Annotated in this window: 17 protein-coding genes and 1 pseudogene; 13 read left to right on the top strand and 5 right to left on the bottom strand. The window is 73.4% G+C overall.

Annotation, left to right across the window (positions count from 1 at the left end; genetic code table 11):
• Positions 1-43: 43 nt before the first annotated feature.
• The 3 genes from uraD to ACIO9K_RS00850 all read right to left on the bottom strand — a co-directional run bounded on the left by uraD (position 44) and on the right by ACIO9K_RS00850 (position 1420).
• Complete coding sequence (gene uraD, locus ACIO9K_RS00860) at positions 44-547, bottom strand: 2-oxo-4-hydroxy-4-carboxy-5-ureidoimidazoline decarboxylase (protein WP_363616751.1); 504 nt, start codon at positions 545-547, stop codon at positions 44-46.
• Positions 548-797: 250 nt separating this feature from the next.
• On the bottom strand, positions 798-1178 hold the full coding sequence (locus ACIO9K_RS00855) for a helix-turn-helix domain-containing protein (RefSeq protein ID WP_363579254.1): 381 nt from the start codon (positions 1176-1178) through the stop codon (positions 798-800).
• Complete coding sequence (locus ACIO9K_RS00850) at positions 1175-1420, bottom strand: thiamine-binding protein (RefSeq protein ID WP_079136014.1); 246 nt, start codon at positions 1418-1420, stop codon at positions 1175-1177. The genes ACIO9K_RS00855 and ACIO9K_RS00850 overlap by 4 nt, the downstream gene beginning before the upstream one ends.
• A gap of 224 nt (positions 1421-1644) precedes the next feature.
• On the opposite strand from ACIO9K_RS00850, the gene ACIO9K_RS00845 reads away from it, so the two are divergent.
• The 13 genes and pseudogenes from ACIO9K_RS00845 to ACIO9K_RS00785 all read left to right on the top strand — a co-directional run bounded on the left by ACIO9K_RS00845 (position 1645) and on the right by ACIO9K_RS00785 (position 16782).
• A complete protein-coding gene (locus ACIO9K_RS00845) occupies positions 1645-2490 on the top strand; it encodes a TIM barrel protein (protein WP_363579252.1) in 846 nt (281 codons plus the stop codon).
• A 131-nt stretch (positions 2491-2621) separates the two neighbouring features.
• A complete protein-coding gene (locus ACIO9K_RS00840; protein WP_400325719.1) occupies positions 2622-3509 on the top strand; it encodes a 2-hydroxy-3-oxopropionate reductase in 888 nt (295 codons plus the stop codon).
• A 424-nt stretch (positions 3510-3933) separates the two neighbouring features.
• On the top strand, positions 3934-5076 hold the full coding sequence (locus ACIO9K_RS00835; protein WP_363616755.1) for a glycerate kinase: 1143 nt from the start codon (positions 3934-3936) through the stop codon (positions 5074-5076).
• 197 nt (positions 5077-5273) lie between these two features.
• Positions 5274-6671 carry an allantoinase AllB gene (allB, locus tag ACIO9K_RS00830; RefSeq protein ID WP_400325706.1) on the top strand — a complete coding sequence of 466 codons (1398 nt, stop codon included), beginning with the start codon at positions 5274-5276 and terminating at the stop codon, positions 6669-6671.
• A 9-nt stretch (positions 6672-6680) separates the two neighbouring features.
• A pseudogene (alc, locus tag ACIO9K_RS00825) lies at positions 6681-7727 on the top strand (allantoicase); the annotation flags it as partial.
• Positions 7728-8042: 315 nt separating this feature from the next.
• On the top strand, positions 8043-9503 hold the full coding sequence (locus ACIO9K_RS00820) for a catalase (RefSeq protein WP_363616761.1): 1461 nt from the start codon (positions 8043-8045) through the stop codon (positions 9501-9503).
• A gap of 329 nt (positions 9504-9832) precedes the next feature.
• A complete protein-coding gene (locus ACIO9K_RS00815) occupies positions 9833-10612 on the top strand; it encodes an IclR family transcriptional regulator (RefSeq protein ID WP_400325683.1) in 780 nt (259 codons plus the stop codon).
• Between the two features lie 276 nt (positions 10613-10888).
• Positions 10889-11806, top strand: a complete 918-nt coding sequence (locus tag ACIO9K_RS00810) for a metal-dependent hydrolase (protein ID WP_363616763.1) — start codon at positions 10889-10891, stop codon at positions 11804-11806.
• A 123-nt stretch (positions 11807-11929) separates the two neighbouring features.
• Complete coding sequence (locus ACIO9K_RS00805) at positions 11930-13015, top strand: PDR/VanB family oxidoreductase (RefSeq protein ID WP_363616765.1); 1086 nt, start codon at positions 11930-11932, stop codon at positions 13013-13015.
• 27 nt (positions 13016-13042) lie between these two features.
• Positions 13043-13906 (top strand): M24 family metallopeptidase, encoded by an 864-nt coding sequence (locus ACIO9K_RS00800; RefSeq protein WP_363616767.1) that lies wholly within the window; start codon positions 13043-13045, stop codon positions 13904-13906.
• Positions 13903-15714 carry an SDR family oxidoreductase gene (locus ACIO9K_RS00795; RefSeq protein ID WP_400325678.1) on the top strand — a complete coding sequence of 604 codons (1812 nt, stop codon included), beginning with the start codon at positions 13903-13905 and terminating at the stop codon, positions 15712-15714. The genes ACIO9K_RS00800 and ACIO9K_RS00795 overlap by 4 nt, the downstream gene beginning before the upstream one ends.
• Before the next feature lie 74 nt (positions 15715-15788).
• Positions 15789-16127, top strand: a complete 339-nt coding sequence (locus ACIO9K_RS00790) for a PIN domain nuclease (RefSeq protein ID WP_363616771.1) — start codon at positions 15789-15791, stop codon at positions 16125-16127.
• Positions 16128-16161: 34 nt separating this feature from the next.
• A complete protein-coding gene (locus ACIO9K_RS00785) occupies positions 16162-16782 on the top strand; it encodes a LysE family translocator (RefSeq protein WP_350875353.1) in 621 nt (206 codons plus the stop codon).
• Positions 16783-16791: 9 nt separating this feature from the next.
• Here ACIO9K_RS00785 and ACIO9K_RS00780 read toward each other — a convergent pair whose 3' ends face one another.
• Both ACIO9K_RS00780 and ACIO9K_RS00775 read right to left on the bottom strand, forming a co-directional pair.
• The gene (locus tag ACIO9K_RS00780) at positions 16792-18048 is read right to left on the bottom strand and encodes an XdhC/CoxI family protein (RefSeq protein ID WP_363616774.1); all 1257 of its coding nucleotides are present in this window, start codon (positions 18046-18048) and stop codon (positions 16792-16794) included.
• A 116-nt stretch (positions 18049-18164) separates the two neighbouring features.
• Positions 18165-19631, bottom strand: a complete 1467-nt coding sequence (locus ACIO9K_RS00775) for an NCS2 family permease (protein WP_400325674.1) — start codon at positions 19629-19631, stop codon at positions 18165-18167.
• Positions 19632-19706 lie beyond the last annotated feature (75 nt).

Raw genomic sequence — 19706 nt, 5'->3', positions numbered from 1 at the left:
CAGGATCTGCCCGTCGGGGCCCGCCAGGACCCGCCAGGGCCTGTCAGGACGCGTCGAGCAGACGATTGAGCCGAATGTCGTTGATCTTGCGCAGTTCGCCCCGGACGATCTCCGCCTCGGTGGCGGCGTCGTTGGGGTGGCGCTCGCGCAGGGCGGCGAGCATGGTGGCCGCGGTGCGGCCGGTCGCGCAGATCAGGAACACGTGGCCGAACTTGGCCTCGTAGGCGGCGTTGGCCTCGTGCAGTTCGTCGAGGAGGGCTTGGTCCACGCCCCGGATGCCGGCCTGCTCCCGCTGCGAGGTGGTGTCGCCGGTCCTGGGCTTGCCGATCCGGGCGTGGCCGGCCATCGCGTCGTGCAGGTCGGCGACCGTCAGCCCGGCCACGGCCGCCGCGTTGGCGGTGAGCAGGGACTCCCGGTCGGGCCAGGGCCTGGCCCGCGCGACGTCGGCGGCCCAGTGGGGGCTGGAGCAGACCTCCAGCAGAACGGCTTCCAGGTCCGCGGTGTCGGCCGCGGCCAGGGCGTCAAGGGTGTGGGGGTGGTTGGTCACGGGTGGACCTCCTGAAGAGTGGTGCCACCCGCACAAGCTAGATCCGCCCCACCCGGCCGTCAACACTTTGTTGAACGGTTGGTGGTTACGTTTTGAACCGGCCGCCGTTGCCGGCGCGATTCGTGTGCGATTCGCCAAGTGCGCCCCGCCGGGGGCTGGTTCGGACTGGCCGCGCCGGCGGGGTCCGCCCGTCCGGAAGGTTTTCGCAGGGAGGAGGTCCTGGAGGAGTCGACCGGGGGATCGACCGGGGTCAGGAGGGCTTCGAGCCGTCCTGGCGGTTGAGGTAGTTGTACACCGTGAACCGGCTGACGCCGAGCGCCGAGGCGACCGTCTCGACCCCGTGGCGGACGGTGAAGGCGCCGCGCTCCTCCAGGAGGGCGACGACCCGTTGCTTCTCCCCGCGGTCCAGCTCGGCCAGCGGGCGGCCGTCGAACTGGCGGGCCATCTCGGCCAGCAGGCGGTCCAGGGCGCTGCTCAGGTGCGGCAGCCGGACGGCGAGCGCCGGGGTGCCCTCCCACTCCAGGACGACGTCCTCGGACTTCGCCTCGTCCAGTCGGACGGGCGTCGCGCCGACGGCGTCCAGCAGCGGCTTGATCGCCAGGGCGAGCGGGTGTTCCACGTGCTCGGTCACGGCGTGCCGCCCTCCTCGCCGAGCACGCTGACCTGGACCGAGATCCGGGTCGCACCCGCGGTCAGGGTTTCCCGGAGCAGCTTGGTCACCGCGGCGAGCACCTGGTCGGCCTCGCCCTCGGCGCCGGTCCCGAAGGGGCCGACCGAGACGGCCAGGCCGGCCTCGTCGACGACCTGGCGGGCCGCCGCGGCGTGCTCGGGGAACGTGTCCAGTTCGAACGGTTCTGTCGTGAACTCCACCATCAATCGCACGTGCTCACTGTAGCGAGCGCCGGGGCGGGCGGGCGGGGGTCGGTCGATCCTGCGGCCGCGGTGCCGGCGGGAGGGGGGTCCGGGTTCACGCCCGGACTTCTTCAACAAAACGTTGTGGCGGTCTTGACACCCGCTCGCCGAGCCGGAGATGCTTCCACCACGCAGAATCCCTCTTCCGGATCGTGGAAGTTGCGGATCTCGGAAGAGAGTGAGAGGTGAGTGACGTGACGGCCGCTTCCCGGCACAGCTTCACGGTCAACCTGTCGATCCTGTTCGGCGAACTGCCGCTGCTGGAGCGTCCCGCCGCGGCCGCTGCCGCCGGTTTCACCGCCGCCGAGCTGTGGTGGCCCTTCGGCGCCGAGCCCACCCCGTCCGAGGCCGAGCTGGACACCCTCCGCAAGGCCTTCGGCGACGCGGGCGTACGGCTCACCGGCCTCAACTTCCTGGACGACCTCACCCTCGGGGCCCGCGGCACCGTCTCGGTGCCCTCCGAGCAGGACCGCTTCCGGGCCAACGTCCCGGTCGCCGCGGGGCTCGCCGCCTCGCTCGGTGCCAAGGCGCTCAACGCGCTGTACGGCAACCGGATCGAAGGCGTCGAGGCCGCCGAGCAGGACGCCCTCGCGCTGGAGAACCTGGTGCTCGCCGCCGGGGCCGCGCACGAGATCGGCGCGATCCTGCTGATCGAGGCCCTCAACGCGGCGGAGTCCCCGGACTACCCGCTGGTCTCCGCGGCCGCCGCGGTCGAGGTGGTCGACAAGGTCAACGCGGCCACCGGCCTGGGCAACGCGAAGTTCCTCTGCGACCTGTACCACCTGGCCAGGAACGGCGAGGACCTGCCGGCCGTCATCGACGCCTACGCCGACCGGTTCGGCCACGTGCAGATCGCCGACAACCCGGGCCGCAACGAGCCCGGCACCGGTGGACTGGACTTCGAGGACCTCTTCGCCCGGCTCACCGCCGCCGGCTACACCGGCCCGATCGGCCTGGAGTACCGCCCCTCCACCGGCGTCAGCGCCGACAGCTTCGGGTGGCTGCCGCGCGAGCACCGCGCCGCCGAGTAGCCGCTGAGCAGGCGCTGGGCAGGCGCCGAGCAGGCGGGCCCTGCGCTGCCGCCGAGCAGGCGGGCCGCACGCCGCCGAGCAAAGCCCGGCCCACCACCCCCCACCCCACGAACGACGTAAGGAACGACGCGATGAGCCGCAAGATCGCCTTCATCGGCCTCGGCATCATGGGCAGCCCGATGGCCGCCAACCTGGTCAAGGCCGGCCACCACGTCACCGGCTACAACCTCACCCGGCCGCCGATCGACGCCCTGGTCGCGGCCGGCGGTCACGGCGCCACCAGCATCGCGGACGCGGTGAAGGACGCCGAGGTCGTCATCACCATGGTCCCGGCCGACCCGCACGTCGAGCAGGCCATCCTGGGCGAGGGCGGCGTGCTGGAGAACGCCAGGCCCGGCACCCTCGTGATCGACATGTCCTCGATCACCCCGCAGACCTCCCAGAAGGTCGAGGCGGCCGCCAAGGAGAAGGGCGTGCGCACCCTGGACGCCCCGGTCTCCGGTGGTGAGGCCGGCGCCGTCGAGGCGGTGCTGTCGATCATGGTCGGCGGTGCCGCCGAGGACTTCGCCGAGGCCAAGCCGCTGTTCGACGTCCTGGGCACCACGGTCATCCACGTCGGGCCGTCCGGCGCCGGCCAGACCGTCAAGGCCGCCAACCAGCTGATCGTCGCCGTCAACATCCAGGTGCTCGCCGAGGCCGTGGTGTTCCTGGAGAACGCCGGCGTCGACCTGCCCGCCGCGCTGGACGTGCTCGGTGGCGGCCTGGCCGGTTCGACCGTGCTGAACCGCAAGAAGGCGAACATGGTCGACCGCGAGTTCGCCCCCGGCTTCCGGATCGACCTGCACCACAAGGACATGGGCATCGTCACCGAGGCCGCCCGCGCCGTGGGCGCCGCGCTGCCGGTCGGCGCCGTGGTGGCCCAGCTGGTCGCCTCCGCCCGCGCCAACGGCGACGGCTCGCTCGACCACTCGGCGCTGCTGCGCGGCGTCGAGCGCCTCTCGGGCCGCGAGGTCAAGTAGGCCCCGGGGCTCCTCGGGCCCCCGTGAACTCCTCCTGGTGGCGTGTACCTCATCCGGTCGTGCCCGCGCCACCAGGAGGCCAGACCCGACCGGCGGGCGGGCCGGGGCTCATCCGCCCGCCCGCCGGTCGATCCAGCCGGTGATGCGTACTCCCCTGCCGGGGGCACTTCGGTCGTGCCGGTACGCCTCGCCTGGCCCCCTCCCCGCCGAGGGGAGCCTCTCGTACGTCGGAAGCGGGACGAGGGGAACGGCGGGGAGGGGGCCGCACCTCCCGGCGGGAGTCGCACCCTCCCGGCGGGAGGCGCATCTCCCGGCCGGGGGCGTTTCTCCTGACGGGGGGTCGCACCCCAGGTGCACCCGGGCCCATGCTTGGCACAGGCTGTCGAAACATCGCCAGACCCCGTACGGAAGTGAGGACCGCACCATGCCCGTCACCCCCCACCAGGGCCATGTGGTCGTAGCTCCCGACAAGTTCAAGGGCACCCTGGAGGGTGCCGAGGTCGCCGCCCGGATCGCCGCCGGCGTCCGGCGCGCCGCGCCCGGCGTCGAGGTGCGCGAACTGCCCGTCGCCGACGGCGGCGAGGGCACCCTGGCCGCCGCGCTCGCGGCCGGCTTCACCCGCGTCCCGGCCAAGGTGGCCGGCCCGACCGGCCTGCCGGTGGACGCCGCGCTGGCCGTGCGGGGCGACACCGCCGTGGTCGAGCTGGCGCAGTCCTCCGGTCTCGCCCGGCTCCCGGGCGGACGCACCGCCCCGCTCGCGGCCGGCTCCTACGGCGTCGGCCAGCTGATCGGCCGGGCCGTGGCGCTCGGCGCCAAGCGGATCGTGCTCGGCCTCGGCGGCAGCGCCTGCACCGACGGCGGCGCGGGCATGGTCCAGGCCCTCGGGGCCCGCCTGCTCGACGCGGATGGCGCCGAACTGCCCCCCGGCGGAGCCGCGTTGCGCAGGCTCGACCGGATCGAGCTCGGCCCGCTGGCCGACGTACTGGCAGGCGTCGAGATCGTCGTGGCCTGCGACGTGGACAACCCGCTGCTCGGCCCGCGCGGCGCCACCGCCGTCTACGGCCCGCAGAAGGGCGCCGACGGCGACGACCTGGTGATCCTGGAGGAGGGCCTGACCCGCTTCGCCGACCAGGTCGCCCTGGCCACCGGACGGGACGTGCGCGACGCCCCCGGCGCCGGGGCCGCCGGCGGGGTGGGCTTCGCCGCCCTCGCGCTGCTCGGCGCCACCATGCGACCCGGTATCGAGCTGCTGCTCGAACTGCTGGGTTTCGACGAGGCCGTGCGTGGGGCACGCCTCGTCGTGACCGGCGAGGGCTGTCTGGACGCGCAGACGCTCCACGGCAAGGCCCCCGCCGGCGTTGCCTCGGCGGCCGCCCGGGCGGGGGTTCGGGTGGCTGCCGTGGCGGGGCGGCTGGAGCTGTCCGAGCCCGAGTGGCGGGCCGCCGGGTTCGCCGCCGCGATCGCCCTCACCGACCTTGCGGAGCAGCCGGGGGACAGCATGACCAAGGCCGGCGAGCTGGCCGAGGTCGCGGGGGAACGGCTGGCGGGCGAGCTGCTGTCCGGCTGATCTCGGGCCGATCCCCCGTGCCGACGGGGCGCGCGGATCCCCCGTGCGTTTCCCTCGTACGTTCCTCCATTGACGTTTTGTTGAAGGCGGGCCTAGGCTCCCGGCAATCCTTCGCTTCCCCGCCCGGTTCTCTCCCGGTTCCCCTCCCGGTTCCTGCCCGGCGCCCACCCCCAACTTCCAGGTTTCGGAGGTCTCCCATGCCTTTCAGCCAGCCAGCGGTGATCCGCTCCCGACGGGTGGTCCTGCCCGACGGTGAGCGCCCCGCCGACGTGCTGATCCGGGACGGGAAGATCGAGCAGGTCGCCGCGTACGGCTCGCTCCTCGCGGGCGACCGGCCCGACGGCGACGGCGGCCTCGCCGACCTCGGCGACACCGCCCTGCTGCCCGGCCTGGTCGACACCCACGTGCACATCAACGAGCCCGGCCGCACCGAGTGGGAGGGCTTCGCCACCGCCACCCGGGCCGCCGCGGCCGGCGGCGTCACCACGATCATCGACATGCCGCTCAACTCCGTCCCGCCCACCACCACGCTGGAGGGCCTGGCCGCCAAGCGGAAGACCGCGGACGGCCAGGCCTGGGTCGACCTCGGTTTCTGGGGCGGCGCCGTCCCCGGCAACGTCCCGGACCTCGCGCCGCTGCACGAGGCCGGCGTGTTCGGCTTCAAGAGCTTCCTCGCCCCCTCCGGCGTCGACGAGTTCCCGCACGTCGAGGCCGCGGACCTGGAGGCCGCGCTGGCCGAGCAGGCCCGGCTCGGGGCGCTGGCGATCATCCACGCCGAGGACCCGGCCGTGCTGGCCGCCGCCCCGCAGCAACCCGGCGTCCACTACCGCGACTTCCTCGCCTCCCGCCCCGCCGACGCGGAGACCGTCGCCGTCGCCGTCCTGCTCGACACCGCCCGGCGCACCGGCGCCCGCGTCCACATCCTGCACGTCTCCTCCGCCGCCGTGCTGCCGCTGCTGCGCCAGGCCCGCGAGGACGGCGTCCAGGTCACCGCCGAGACCTGCCCGCACTACCTGACCCTGGCGGCCGAGCAGGTGCCGGACGGCGGCACCGCCTTCAAGTGCTGCCCGCCGATCCGCGACGAGACCAACCGCGACCTGCTCTGGCAGGCCCTGGCGGACGGCGAGTTCATCGCCGTGGTCTCCGACCACTCGCCCTCCACCCCTGACCTCAAGCTGCTGCCCGAGTACGGCGGCAGCGGTGACTTCGCGGCCGCCTGGGGCGGCATCGCCTCCCTGCAGCTGGGCCTGCCGGCGATCTGGACCGAAGCCCGCCGCCGCGGCCACGGCCTCGCCGACGTGGTCCGCTGGATGTCCGCCGGACCGGCCGAACTCGTCGGCCTCACCGGGGTCAAGGGCGCCATCGCGGCGGGCTGCGACGCCGACCTGGTCGCCTTCGACCCCGACGGCGAATTCGCCGTCCACCCCCGCGAGTTGCACCACCGCAACCCCGTGACCCCGTACGCGGGCCGGACGCTGACCGGCGCGGTCCGCACCACCTGGCTGCGCGGCCGCGCGGTGGACGTCTCGGCCGAGCCCTTCGGCCGCCGGCTCACCCGGCCCGCCGCCGCCACCCCGTCCGATCGCCCGTCCTGAGGAGACTTCGTGACCACTGCCGACACCCCGAGCGCTCCCTTCACCGAGCTGGTCAACCTGGCCTCGCGGCTGCTCGGCGCGGGCGTCGTCGCCACCAACGAGGACACCTTCGCCGACGCCGAGAACCTCCTGGTCGCCAAGCCCGCCGAGTTCCGCCCGCACACCTTCGGCCACAAGGGCCAGATCATGGACGGCTGGGAGTCCAAGCGCCGCCGCGGCGTCTCCGCCGACGAGCCCCACCCCACCGACCAGGACCACGACTGGGCGATCGTCCGGCTCGGTGCCGGCGGTGTGGTCCGCGGCCTGGTGGTGGACACCGCCCACTTCACCGGCAACTACCCGGAGAGCGCCTCCGTCGAGGCCGCCTCCGTGCCCGGCCACCCCTCGCCCGAGGAAGTGGCGGACGCCGAGTGGACCACGCTGGTGCCGCGCACCCCGCTCCAGGGCGACACCGCCCACGGGTTCGCCGTCGACGATGCCAACCGCTACACCCACATCCGCCTCAACATCTTCCCGGACGGCGGTGTCGCCCGGCTGCGCGTCCACGGCGAGGTGCTGCCCGACCCGCGCGAACTGGACGGCCTCACCTTCGACCTGGCCGCCCAGGAGTACGGCGGCGTGGCCGAGGCGGCGTCCGACCGCTACTTCTCCTCCCCGCACAACCTGAACGCTCCCGGTCGCGCCTCCGTCATGGGCGAGGGCTGGGAGACCCGGCGTCGGCGCGACAAGGCCAACGACTGGGTGCAGATCGCCCTGGCCGGGGGCGGTGAGGCCCTGGCCGCCGAGGTGGACACCACCCACTTCGTCGCCAATGCCCCCGGCTGGGCCGACCTCGTCGGCTTCGACGCCTCGACCGGGGCGGACCCGGCCGACGGCGAGTGGTTCGAGATCCTGCCCCGCACCCGCCTGCAACCCGACACCCGGCACCGCTTCCTGCTCGACGCGGGCCGCCCGGTGACCCACGTGCGCATCAACGTCCACCCGGACGGCGGCCTCGCCCGCCTCCGGCTCACCGGCCGCCTCACCGAGGCGGGCCGCGCGGCCCTCGCGCTGCGCTGGTTCAACGCCGTCCCGGCCGCCGAGGCCGCCGCGGCCCTCACCGAGGCCGGCCTGACCGCCGACGAGGCCGCCGCGCTGACCGCCGCCCGCCCGCTGGCGGACCAGGCCGCGGCCGCCGGCGCCGTCGCTGCCCTCCGGCCCGCCGACGGCCCCGACGGCGAGCACTCCTCCCGCCGCCGCTCGGCGGTCCGGCGCCTGCTGGGCGTCTGACGCCCGTTCGGTGATCCGGCGGAGCCCCGTGCACGCCATGAACTGACGACACGTCACCTCACTCTCCACGCAACGCTTTTATCGACACCTGAAGGACCCTCCATGTCCAAGATCCTGACCACGGAGTCCGGCGCCCCGGTCGCCGACAACCAGAACTCGGCCTCGGCCGGCGAGTACGGCCCGCTGCTGATCCAGGACCAGCAGCTGCTGGAGAAGCTGGCCCGCTTCAACCGCGAGCGCATCCCGGAGCGCGTCGTGCACGCCCGCGGCTCCGGCGCGTACGGCTACTTCGAGGTCACCGACGAGGTGTCGCAGTACACCCGCGCGGACTTCCTCGCCGAGGTCGGCAAGCGCACCGAGGTCTTCCTGCGGTTCTCCACCGTGGCAGGCAACCTGGGCTCCAGCGACGCGGTGCGCGACCCGCGCGGCTTCGCGCTGAAGTTCTACACCGCGCAGGGCAATTACGACCTGGTCGGCAACAACACCCCGGTGTTCTTCATCAAGGACCCGCTCAAGTTCCCCGACTTCATCCACTCGCAGAAGCGCGACCCGTACACCGGCGTGCAGGAGGCGGACAACGTCTGGGACTTCTGGGCCCACTCGCCCGCCTCGACCCACCAGATCACCTGGCTGTTCGGCGACCGCGGCATCCCGGCCTCCTACCGCCACATGAACGGCTACGGCTCGCACACCTACCAGTGGGTCAGCGCCGACGGCGACGCCTACTGGGTCAAGTACCACTTCAAGACCAACCAGGGCATCCGCTCGCTGGACGGCGACCAGTCCGCCGAGGTGCTCGGCGCCGACGCCGACTCGCACCAGCGCGACCTGCACCAGGCCATCGAGCGCGGCGTGTTCCCGTCTTGGACCCTCTACGTCCAGCTGATGCCGGTGGCCGAGGCCGCGGACTACCGCTTCAACCCGTTCGACCTCACCAAGGTGTGGCCGCACGCCGACTACCCGCTGGTCAAGGTCGGCCGTCTGGTGCTCAACAGGAACCCGGAGAACGTCTTCGCCGACGTCGAGCAGTCCGCGTTCTCGCCGAACAACTTCGTGCCCGGCATCGGCCCCTCCCCGGACAAGATGCTCCAGGGCCGCCTGTTCGCCTACGCCGACGCCCAGCGCTACCGCCTCGGCGTCAACCACACCCAGCTGCCGGTGAACGCCCCGCGCGCCACCGAGGCGGACAACTACGGCCGCGACGGCCTCCACGCCGTCAACAAGTCCGGCCGCGGCAAGAACTATGAGCCCAACTCGTACGACGGCCCCGCCCAGACCGACACCGCGCTCGCCGCGCCGGTCCGGCTGGACGGCTACACCGGCACCTACACCACGCCGGCCCACACCAAGGACGACGACTTCTTCCAGGCCGGCGAGCTGTACCGGCTGATGTCCGCGGGCGAGAAGACCCGGCTGATCGACAACATCGCGGGCTTCCTCGCCCAGGTGAGCCGCGACGACGTGGTCGAGAAGAACCTCGCCCACTTCCACGCCGCGGACGAGGAGTACGGCGCCCGCCTGGAGGCGGCCGTCGCCAAGCTGCGGGCGGGCGACGAGGGCTGAGTCGCTCCGCCATGACGCGCCACACGCAACGAGGGCCGAGCCACCCCGCCGTGGCGCGCCGCGCGTGACGCCCCGCTGACCGGCTGACCCGCCCTCACCGGCCGCCGGGGCCCCGCAACCCGGCGGCCGCGGGACGGTTCCCTCCGCCCCCCGGGGCAGTGGGGGAGGGGACCGTCGCGCTGTCCTCCACTACCGTTCCTCCAGGCGATCGGTGGGTGCTCCACGGAATGTTCACGGATATTCACGGACGGCAGTCGCCGGGCTCGCCGGGTCGATAGGCTGGAGGGCGCCCGCGGTCGCTCCGTGGGGGGACATCGGAAGGGGACGACATGTCGACACCAGCCCCGGGTCGCCACGCCGCGCTGGACCAGGGCCTCGCCGGCCCGTTCACCTCCTTGCAGCACGCCCTCAGACTGCTGGAGGCCGTCGACCGGCACCCTGACGGTGCCACCCTGGTCGCCCTCGCGCGGGAGACCTCGCTCGGCCTGCCGACCGTCCGGCAGCTCGCCGAGATCCTTGAGATCGAGGGCTACCTCCAGTGCCAGGACGGCGGTTGGGTGCTCGGCGGCACCTTCGCCCTGCTCGGCCAGCACAACCGGGAGCAGCTGGTGAAGGCCCGGCTGAACCGCAAACTCGCCGAGCTGCGGGACGAGTTGGGCGCGGCAGTGTACTTCACCCGCTACCACGACGGCGAGTTGTCGGTGGAGGCGGTGTCCGCGGCCGAGTACGCGCCGGCCGTGCAGGAGCGGGTGGACTTCCGGGCCACCGCGCACGCCAGCGCGATCGGCAAGTGCCTGCTCGGCCAGCTCGACGCGGACGCCCGCTGGGACCACCTCTCCCGCCACCCGGTGGCCCGGCTCACCTCCCGGACCGTCACCGACGCCGACCAGCTGATGCACCGGCTGGAGCGGCAGCCGGCCACCGTGCCGGTGCTGGACATCCAGGAGTACGCGCTCGGCACGGTGTGCGCGGCCGTCCCGATCACGGCGGGCAGCACGGTCGGCTGCCTGGCCACGTCGATGCCGGTGGACAACGTGCACAAGCTGAAGGCCGCCGCCGAGCTGCTGGCGGCCCGGGCGGCGCCGCTGATGCTGGCGATGGCGGTCTGACGGCCGGTCGTTCCCGTGGGCCCCGCCGGATCCGAGTGATCCGGCGGGGCCCGCCTGTTTGTTCCTGGGCGTGTCGGCTCGCATCGGCTCGCATCGGCTCGCAGGCGTGTTCGTTCACGGGTGCGTCCGTTCGCAAGCGTTTCCGGTGACGGTCCCGGAGGGTGTCACTTATTAGACTCGATGTCGATAAGAGTCGCCGAACCCCTTGTCCCAGCCGCTACCCGCGAGTACGTTTCCCTGAGTCGAGCCGCCGCCCCGAGGTCAGGAGGGCCTGCCGTGCCCCGCTCCACCCCCGTACCCGCCCTTGCCGTCCCCGCCGCGCGCGTCCACGACAGCCTCGTCCTCGAACCCCGGGACGTCCGCTTCGACTGGGACCGGCTGCCGCTGCACTGGATCCCCGACGAGCCGATGGCCACCCACGTCATCAACGTGCTGCACCTGCTGCTGCCCGAGGGCGAGCGCTGGTTCGTCAAGGTCTTCAAGGAGGCGCTGCCGCTCATCCGCGACGAGCAACTGCGCGAGGAGGTCCTCGGGTTCATCGGCCAGGAGGCCATCCACGCCGAGGCGCACCAGGAAGTCCTCGACCACCTGCTCGGCCAGGGGCTCGACCCGCGTCCGTACGTCCGGCAGATCGCCTGGCTGTTCCAGCGGGTCCTCGGCGACAAGCCCGGGCTCAGCCCCGCGCGGCGACGCGAGAACATCATCGAGCGGGTCGCCTTCGTGGCGGCGATCGAGCACTTCACCGCCTTCCTCGGCAACTGGGCGCTCAACTCCCCGGGCCTGGACCGCGCCAAGGCCGACCCGACGATGCTCGACCTGCTGCGCTGGCACGGCGCCGAGGAGGTCGAACACCGCAGCGTCGCCTTCGACCTGATGGTCCACCTCGACCCCGGCTACCTGCGCCGGGTCCGCGGCATGGCGGTCTCCGGGCCGCTGCTGGTCCACCTCTGGGTGCGCGGCGCCCGCTTCCTGCTCGCCGCCGACCCCACCCTCGACGGACGGCTCAAGCCCACCTGGAGCGAGGCCGGCAGGATCGCCAGGCGCGGACTGCTGCCCGACCCGGTCCGGTCGATCCGCTCCGGCCTGCGCTACCTGCGGCCCGGCTACCACCCCACCCAGGAGGGCTCCTCCAGCCAGGCCCTCGGCTACCTCGCCGCCTCCCCGGCCGCCCGCGCGGCAGCAGTGAGCCACTGACAAGGGGTCAAGTAACGGAGTTCAGATAACAGATAACAGAAGACGTTATCTGTTATCTGAACTTTGAAATCCGAAACTTGTCACCTGCCGCTCGCGCCCCTCCCAGACGCCAAGGACCGCCGGATGGACCTGCTCAACCCGCCCCCCGACCTCTACGGCCGCCCCCGCGCCGACGCGTTCATGCGCCGGCTCACCGCCTTCGGCGACCGCTACACCCCGGCCCTCGGCAGCCCCCTGCTGCGCCGCAACCCCCGCCGCCCGCTCAGCTGCCCCACCCCGCCGCTCCAGCTGGTCGTCGCCGCCCGCCGCCAACTCACCCCCGAAGTCGTCGAATTGCGGCTCACCGACCCCTCCGGCGGCCCGCTCCCCGGCTGGCAGCCCGGCGCCCACCTGCGCCTCGCCCTGCCCTCCGGCCGCGAACGCCACTACTCGCTCTGCGGCGACCCCGCCGACCGCGCCGCCTACCGGATCGCCATACGGCGACTGCCCGAGGGCGGCGGCGGCTCCGTCGAGATCCACGACACCCTGCACCCCGGCAGCAGGCTCACCGCCCGCCGCCCGCGCAACGGCTTCGCCTTCTGCGCCGAGCCCGCCGTCCTGCTGCTCGCCGGCGGCATCGGCATCACCCCGCTGCTCCCGATGGCCCGCGAGGCGCAGCGGCACGGCCTGGACTGGCGCCTGGTGCACGTCGGCCGCAGCGCCGACACCCTCCCGTACGCGGACGAGCTGCGCGCCCTGGACCCGAGCCGGGTGGTGCTGCGCACCGACGACGAGCACGGCGTGCCGACCGGCGCCGACCTGCTCGCGCACGCCCCGCGCGGCGCCGCCGTCTACTGCTGCGGCCCGGCCCCGATGCTCACCGCCGTGCAGCGCTCCCTGGGTGAATCCCCCTCCACCGCGCTGCACTTCGAGCGCTTCGGCGCCGCCCCGATCATCGGTGGCGCGCCCTTCGCCCTGCGCCTGGGCGCCGACGGCCCGGCGCTGGACGTCCCCGCCGACCGCTCCGCCCTGGACGTGTTGCGCGAAGCCCGTCCCGACCTCCCGTACTCCTGCCACCAGGGCTTCTGCGGCACCTGCGAGGTCCGCCTGCTGGCCGGCACGCCCGAGCACCGGGACCGCCGGCTCACCCCCGAGCAGCGTGCCGCCGGCGCCGTGCTGCCCTGCGTCTCCCGGGCCGCCGAGGGCGAGACCCTGGTGCTCGACCTGTAGCGTGCTCGACCTGTAGAAGGAGCCCCGATGGCGAAACCCCCGACCTTCCCCTACGACGAGCGCGACCTCGCCCGCTTCCGCGAGACCCAGCAACTCGCCTACCACTGCGCCGAACAGGTCGCCGCCTGGATCGAACCGGGCGTCACCGAGCGCCAGGCCACGGCCGAGCTGCGCCGCCGCCTGGTCGCCGCCGGGGTGCAGGACTTCTTCCACGTCCCGTTCGCCTGGTTCGGCGACCGCACGGCCTTCCGGCACTTCCACACCCCGCTCCAGTTCTTCGCCGGCAACCGCCGCCTGGAGGAGGGCATGCCGTACGTCCTGGACTGCGCGCCCATCGTCGACGGATACACCGCCGACATCGGCTACGGCGGCAAGGTCGGCGAGAACCGGGTCTGGGACCGCCTGGCCGCCGACCTCCAGGTGTACCGCGAGCTGATCCTCGCCGAGGTGCGCGCCCGCCGTCCGCTCAACGAGGTGTACGCGGCCGTGGACGCGCAGATCGCCGCACACGGCTACGACAACCGCCACCAGGTCTACCCGGGCCGGGTGATCGGCCATCAGGTCACCCGTACCACCGTGCGCGGCCCGGCCGGGGTCAACGTCTTCGGCTTCGGCGTGCGCACCCTGCAGACCCTCGGACGCGAACTGATCTCCGAGCGCCTGCACGGCCGTTCACCGCTCTGGGCGGACGGCCGGTCCTCCCGGCACGCGCCCACCCCGGGCCTGTGGGCGGTCGAGCCGCACATCGGCTTCCGCGGCGTGGGCATCAAGTTCGAGGAACTGCTGGTGGTCACCGAGGACGACGCCCACTGGCTCGACGACGACCTGCCGCACGTCCGCCGCTGGACGGCGGGCGCCGCCCACGACGTTGCCCTGGAGGCCGCCCGATGACCACCCCCGCCGCAGACGCCCCGGACGCCCCGGCTGCCTCGCAGGCCCCGGACGCCGCAGCTGCCCCGAAGGCGCTGGCCGCCCCGCCCGTGCGCCGCCGCACCGTGCACTCCGACGGCCTCCCGCTCGCCGTCTTCGAACAGGGCGACCCGGCCGCACCCACCGTCCTCCTGGTGCACGGCTACCCGGACACCCACGCGGTCTGGGACGATGTCGCCGCCGACCTCGCCCGCGACCACCACGTGGTCCGCTACGACGTGCGCGGCGCCGGCCGGTCCGGAGTGCCCGCCACCCGGGACGGCTACCGGCTGGAGCGCCTGGCCGCCGACCTGTTCGCGGTCGCCGACGCCGTCAGCCCCGACCGCCCGGTGCACGTGGTCGCCCACGACTGGGGCTCGCTGCAGTCCTGGGAGGCCGTCACCGCGCCCGGCTCCGAGCGGCGGATCGCCTCGTACACCACCATGTCCGGCCCCTGCCTGGACCACGTGGGGTACTGGCTGCGCCACCGGATGCGCCGGCCCACCCCGCGCCACCTGCGCCAACTCCTCCACCAGGGCCTGCACTCCTGGTACATCACCGCCTTCCACCTGCCCTTCCTCGCCCCCGGCGTGTGGCGCCTGGGCCTGGCCCGGGCCTGGCCGCGGGTGCTGCGCGACCTGGAGCAGGTCACCCCGCGGCCCGACCACCCGCAGCCCGGCCTGCGCCGCGATGCCGTCCGCGGCATCGAGCTGTACCGGGCCAACTTCCGCCCCACGCTGCGCAGTCCGCGCGAGCGGCCGACGCAGGTGCCGGTCCAGCTGATCACCCTCACCCGGGACCGCTACGTCGCCCCGTTCCTCTCCGAGGGGCTGGAACGCTGGGTGCCCGAGCTGACCCGACGGACGCTGCACGCCGGCCACTGGTCGGCGCTGCTGGAGAAGGGAGCCACCGTGGCCGAGATGGTCCGCGAGTTCACCACCCGCATCGAACGCGGAAGCGCCGAGCCGACCCGGGAGCAGGGCGACGGCCGGCTGGTCGTCGTCACCGGCGGCGGCAGCGGCATCGGCCGGGCCACCGCGCTCGCCTTCGCCGAGGACGGCGCCCGCGTCGTGGTCTGCGACCTCGACCTCGCCGCCGCCGAGCGCACCGCCGAACTCGCCTCGCTGATCGGCTCGCAGGCGCACGCCTACCGGGTGGACGTCGCCGACGGCGCGGCGGTGGACGCCTTCGCACAGGCGGTCGCGGAGGAGCACGGGGTGCCCGACGTGGTGGTCAACAACGCCGGCATCGGCCACTCCGGGACGTTCCTGCAGACCACCGAGAAGGAGTGGCAGCGCGTCCTGGACGTCAACCTCTGGGGCGTCATCCACGGCTGCCGCGCCTTCGGCACGCTGATGGCCGACCGCGGCCAGGGCGGTCACCTGGTCAATGTCTCCTCGGCCGCCGCCTACCTGCCGTCCAAGGCGCTCACCGCGTACGCGACCAGCAAGGCCGCGGTGTTCATGCTCTCGGACTGCCTGCGCGCCGAACTCGCCGGGCACGGCATCGGCGTCTCCACCATCTGCCCGGGCATCGTCAACACCAACATCACCCGCACCTCCACCTTCTCCGCGACCACCGCCGACCAGCAGGCCGCCAAGCGGGCCCGCGCCGCCAGGCTCTACGCCCGCCGCGGCTTCCCCCCGGAGAAGGTCGCCACCGCCATCCTCACCGCCGTCCGCACCGGCAAGCCGGTCGTCCCCGTCACCCCAGAGGCCAAGGCCGCCCGCTTCCTCTCCCGCCTCAGCCCCGGCCTCCTGCGCCTGGCCGCTCGCCTCAACGTCACCTGAGCGGCCCCTGCGGGTCTGCGATATCGGACAGCCTTTGATACTCCAAGTCGGCGGTTCAGGCCGAGATCGACCGGTTGTTCAACGAGGGGCGGCTCGCGCTCTGTGGAGCCGTCGAGCTGGGGATCATGCACAGCGCCCGGTCGAAGGCCGACGCCGATCGCATCCGGGAGGGCTTGCGTGGCTTCGACTGGCTGACTACGCCCGATGAGGTGTGGGACCGCGCCATCGAAGTGCAGGCACTCCTCACCGCCGCCGGAAACCGGCGGGTGCTGTCCGTGGCGGACCTCGTCATCGCCGCCACCGCCGAGCGCCACAGCGTCACCGTCCTGCACTACGACGGGGACTACGACATGATCGCCGCCGTCACCGGCCAGCCGACCGAGTGGGTCGTCCCGCCGGGGACGGCGGACTGAGGGCCCCATCGGGCCTGTGAGAGCATCGAGGCCCATGGAGATGACAACGGCTCTGTGGTCCTTCGCCCTCGTCGTGGGGCTGCTCACGCTCACGCCCGGGCTCGACACCGCGCTGGTGCTGCGCACGTCCGCGCTCGGGCGGCGGCGCCAGGCGTGGGGGGTGGTGCTGGGGATCCAGACCGGAACGCTGGTCTGGGGGACGCTGACCTCGGCCGGGGTGACGGCGCTGCTGACCGCCTCGCAGGTGGCGTACGAGGTGCTGCGCTGGGGCGGGGCCGCGTACCTGGTGTGGATGGGCGTCGGCATGCTGCGCAGCCGGGGAGGGGAGGCGGCGGTCGAGGAGGAGCCGGCCGAGGGCGGCTTCGGGTACGGCTGGCGGCGCGGCACGCTGACCAATCTGCTGAACCCCAAGGTCGGGGTGTTCTACGTGGCCGTGCTGCCGCAGTTCATCCCCGCCGGGGCTCCGCACTTCGCCGCCGGGGTGGCGCTCACCTGCGTCCACGTGGTGGAGGGCGTGCTGTGGTCGACCGTCCTGGTCGGCTTCGCCCGGGCGCTGCGCGGCTGGCTGCGCCGCCCGGCCGCCCGGAGGCTGATGGACAGGGTGACCGGCGCGGTGGTGGTGGGCTTCGGCGTGAAGCTGGCGCTGAGCGACTGACCGCCGGCCTCAGGCGGCGTGCGTCCGTCGCGTGCGTCGTGCCCGGGGCTCCTCGGGGGTGGCCGGTGCCTCGTGGTGGATCGGGCCGTCCCCGGCGTTGAGCGGCAGGCAGCTGCCGCCGCGCCGGTGGGCGATGATCTCGGCGGCGACGGACACCGCCGTCTCCTCGGGGGTGCGGGCGCCGAGGTCGAGGCCGATGGGGGAGCGCAGCCGGCCGATCTCGGCCTCGGTGAGCCCGACCTCGCGCAGCCGCGCCTCGCGGTCGCGGTGGGTGCGGCGCGAGCCCATCGCGCCGACGTAGCCGACCGGCAGCCGCAGTGCGCGTTCCAGCAGCGGGATGTCGAACTTGGCGTCGTGGGTGAGCACGCAGAGCACGGTGCGCCCGTCGATCCGGTCGAGCTGGGAGTCGAGGTAGCGGTGCGGCCAGTCGACGACGACCTCGTCGGCCTCGGGGAAGCGCCGCTTCGTGGCGAAGACGGGCCGGGCGTCGCAGACGGTGACGCGGTAGCCGAGGAAGCGGCCGATCCGGACGACGGCGGCGGCGAAGTCGATGGCGCCGAAGACGAGCATCCGCGGCGCGGGCACGTAGGACTCGACGAAGCAGGTGACGGTGCCCTGGTCGCGGTCGTCGCAGGGGCGGCCGTCGAGGCCGAGCACGATCCGGCCGGTGCGTCCGGCGTCGAGCATGGCCCGGGCCTCGGTGACGACTGCCCGTTCCAGCGCGGTCAGGAGGTGTCGCGGGGGGCGCGTCGCCGGAAGGGGGGCGGCGGGCGACGGCTGGGCCGTCGAGGGGGCGGGGGGGAGGGCGGGGGAGAGGGCGCCGTGGTGGGTGTCGGCGGTGACGGCGACGGTGGCGCCGACGAGCCCGCCGGGCCCGGCGATCACCCGGGCGAGCGCGACCGGGGTGCCGGAGGAGATGTAGGCGATGCCGGCGTCGAGTCCGTCGTCGGCCCCGGGCCGGATCGGCTGGACGAACACGTCGAGGACGCCGCCGCAGGTCAGGCCGACGGCGAAGGCGTCCTCGTCGCTGTAGCCGAACCGTTCCAGCACGGGTTCGCCGGACTCGATGGCAGCCTGGCACAGCTCGTAGACCGCGCCCTCGACGCAGCCCCCGGAGACGCTGCCGATCGCCTCGCCGGCCGCGTCGACGGCCAGGGCCGCCCCCGGGTCGCGGGGCGCGCTGCCGGAGACGCCGACGACGGTGGCCACGGCGAAGGAGCGCCCGGCCGCGTGCCAGGCCTGCAACTGCTCGGCGATGTCCTGCATGTCGGGGAGCTCCTTACACAAGCGAGGGTAGACGGGAGGTGCCGCCGTACGGGAAACGATTCCCGCACGGCGGCGGTGCGGACAGGTCCTCTCCGGCCGAGAGGGTCAGACACGTCCTAGTGCACGCCCAGCCAGGATTTGATCGGGGTGAGCGCGAAGTAGACCACGAAGACCCCGGTGAGGATCCACATCAGCGGGCCGGGCTCGCGCCACTTGCCGGTGCCCGCCTTGATGACCGTGTACGAGATGACGCCCGCGGCGACACCGGCGGTGATGCTGTAGGTGAACGGCATCAGGGTGCAGGTGAGGAAGGCCGGGATGGCGACCTCGCGGTCGGACCAGTCGATGTGCCGGGCCTGGCTCATCATCATCGAGCCGATCACGACGAGGGCGGCGGAGGCCACCTCGGTCGGGACGATCGCGGCGAGCGGCGAGAAGAACAGCATCAGCGCGAACACGCCGCCGGTGACGGTCGAGGCGAGGCCGGTGCGGGCGCCGTCGCCGACACCGGTGGCGGACTCGACGAACACGGTCTGGCCGGAGGCGCCGGACAGGCCGCCGACGGCGCCGCCGGCCCCGTCGATGAACAGGGCCTTGGAGAGGCCGGGCATCCGGCCCTGCTTGTCGGCCAGCCCGGCCTCGGTGCCGACGCCGATGATGGTGGCCATCGCGTCGAAGAAGCCGGCCAGCACCAGGGTGAAGACGGCGACCGAGGCGCTGATGGCGCCCAGGCCGTGGCTGCCGAAGGCGCCGAAGAGGTCGACGTGGCCGAAGAGGCCGAAGTCGGGCGCGGAGACCGGGCTGCCCGGCCACACCGGGGCGGAGCTGACCCAGGTCTTCGCGGGGAGGTCGGCGACCGCGTTGATGACGAAGGCCACCACGGTGCCGCCGGCGATGCCGATCAGGATCGCGCCGCGGACGTTGCGGGCCAGCAGGACGAAGATCGCCAGCACGGTGAGGCAGAAGACCAGGACGGGCCAGCCGGCCAGCTCGCCGAAGGGGCCGAGCGCGAGCGGCGTGGGGCCGCCGGTGTGCACGAAGCCGGCCTTGACCAGGCCGATCAGCGAGACGAAGAGGCCGATGCCGATGGTGATGGCGTGCTTGAGCGGCAGCGGGATGCCGTTCATGATCTTCTCGCGGAGCCCGGACACGACCAGCAGGACGATCAGCAGGCCGTAGATCACGCACAGCCCCATGGCCTGGGGCCAGGTGGTGTGCGGCACCACCAGTGCGGAGATCACGCCGGAGACGGAGAGCCCGGCGGCGACCGCCAGGGGGACGTTGCCGACCACGCCCATCAGGATCGTGGTGACGGCGGCGGCGAGCGCGGTCGCGGTGGTGAGCTGCGCGTGGTCCAGCTTGAGGCCGTTGACGTCGGCGCCGCTCAGGATGATCGGGTTGAGCAGCACGATGTAGGCCATCGCCATGAAGGTGGTGAGGCCGCCGCGGATCTCATTGCCGAAGGTCGATCCCCGGGCCGTGATCTTGAAGTACGCGTCCAGTGCGTTCTTCGGTGCGGGGGCCGGGGCCGGCGTGGCGGTGTCGTCCTCGGCGGGTCTTTCTTCCGTGGGGCCGGGTTCCATGGGGCTGTGTTCCGTGGGGATCCGGGTCATGTCCACTCCCAAGTGTCAAAGGGGGTTGGGGTGGGCGAGCCGACC

Origin of the sequence: Kitasatospora sp. NPDC087271, assembly GCF_044744605.1 — a bacterium.
Lineage (GTDB): Bacteria > Actinomycetota > Actinomycetes > Streptomycetales > Streptomycetaceae > Kitasatospora.
This window is presented reverse-complemented; position numbering and strand designations above follow the sequence as displayed.

What these genes read in the sequence shown, in the direction of transcription:
- ACIO9K_RS00820 (WP_363616761.1), top strand. Translation starts at nt 8,043, where the DNA reads ATGTCCAAGATCCTGACCACGGAGTCCGGCGCCCCGGTCGCCGACAAC.
- ACIO9K_RS00835 (WP_363616755.1), top strand. Translation starts at nt 3,934, where the DNA reads ATGCCCGTCACCCCCCACCAGGGCCATGTGGTCGTAGCTCCCGACAAG.
- ACIO9K_RS00785 (WP_350875353.1), top strand. Translation starts at nt 16,162, where the DNA reads ATGGAGATGACAACGGCTCTGTGGTCCTTCGCCCTCGTCGTGGGGCTG.
- ACIO9K_RS00775 (WP_400325674.1), bottom strand. Translation starts at nt 19,631, where the DNA reads ATGGAACCCGGCCCCACGGAAGAAAGACCCGCCGAGGACGACACCGCC.
- ACIO9K_RS00805 (WP_363616765.1), top strand. Translation starts at nt 11,930, where the DNA reads ATGGACCTGCTCAACCCGCCCCCCGACCTCTACGGCCGCCCCCGCGCC.
- ACIO9K_RS00850 (WP_079136014.1), bottom strand. Translation starts at nt 1,420, where the DNA reads ATGGTGGAGTTCACGACAGAACCGTTCGAACTGGACACGTTCCCCGAG.
- ACIO9K_RS00780 (WP_363616774.1), bottom strand. Translation starts at nt 18,048, where the DNA reads ATGCAGGACATCGCCGAGCAGTTGCAGGCCTGGCACGCGGCCGGGCGC.
- ACIO9K_RS00815 (WP_400325683.1), top strand. Translation starts at nt 9,833, where the DNA reads ATGTCGACACCAGCCCCGGGTCGCCACGCCGCGCTGGACCAGGGCCTC.
- ACIO9K_RS00795 (WP_400325678.1), top strand. Translation starts at nt 13,903, where the DNA reads ATGACCACCCCCGCCGCAGACGCCCCGGACGCCCCGGCTGCCTCGCAG.
- allB (WP_400325706.1), top strand. Translation starts at nt 5,274, where the DNA reads ATGCCTTTCAGCCAGCCAGCGGTGATCCGCTCCCGACGGGTGGTCCTG.
- ACIO9K_RS00800 (WP_363616767.1), top strand. Translation starts at nt 13,043, where the DNA reads ATGGCGAAACCCCCGACCTTCCCCTACGACGAGCGCGACCTCGCCCGC.
- ACIO9K_RS00840 (WP_400325719.1), top strand. Translation starts at nt 2,622, where the DNA reads ATGAGCCGCAAGATCGCCTTCATCGGCCTCGGCATCATGGGCAGCCCG.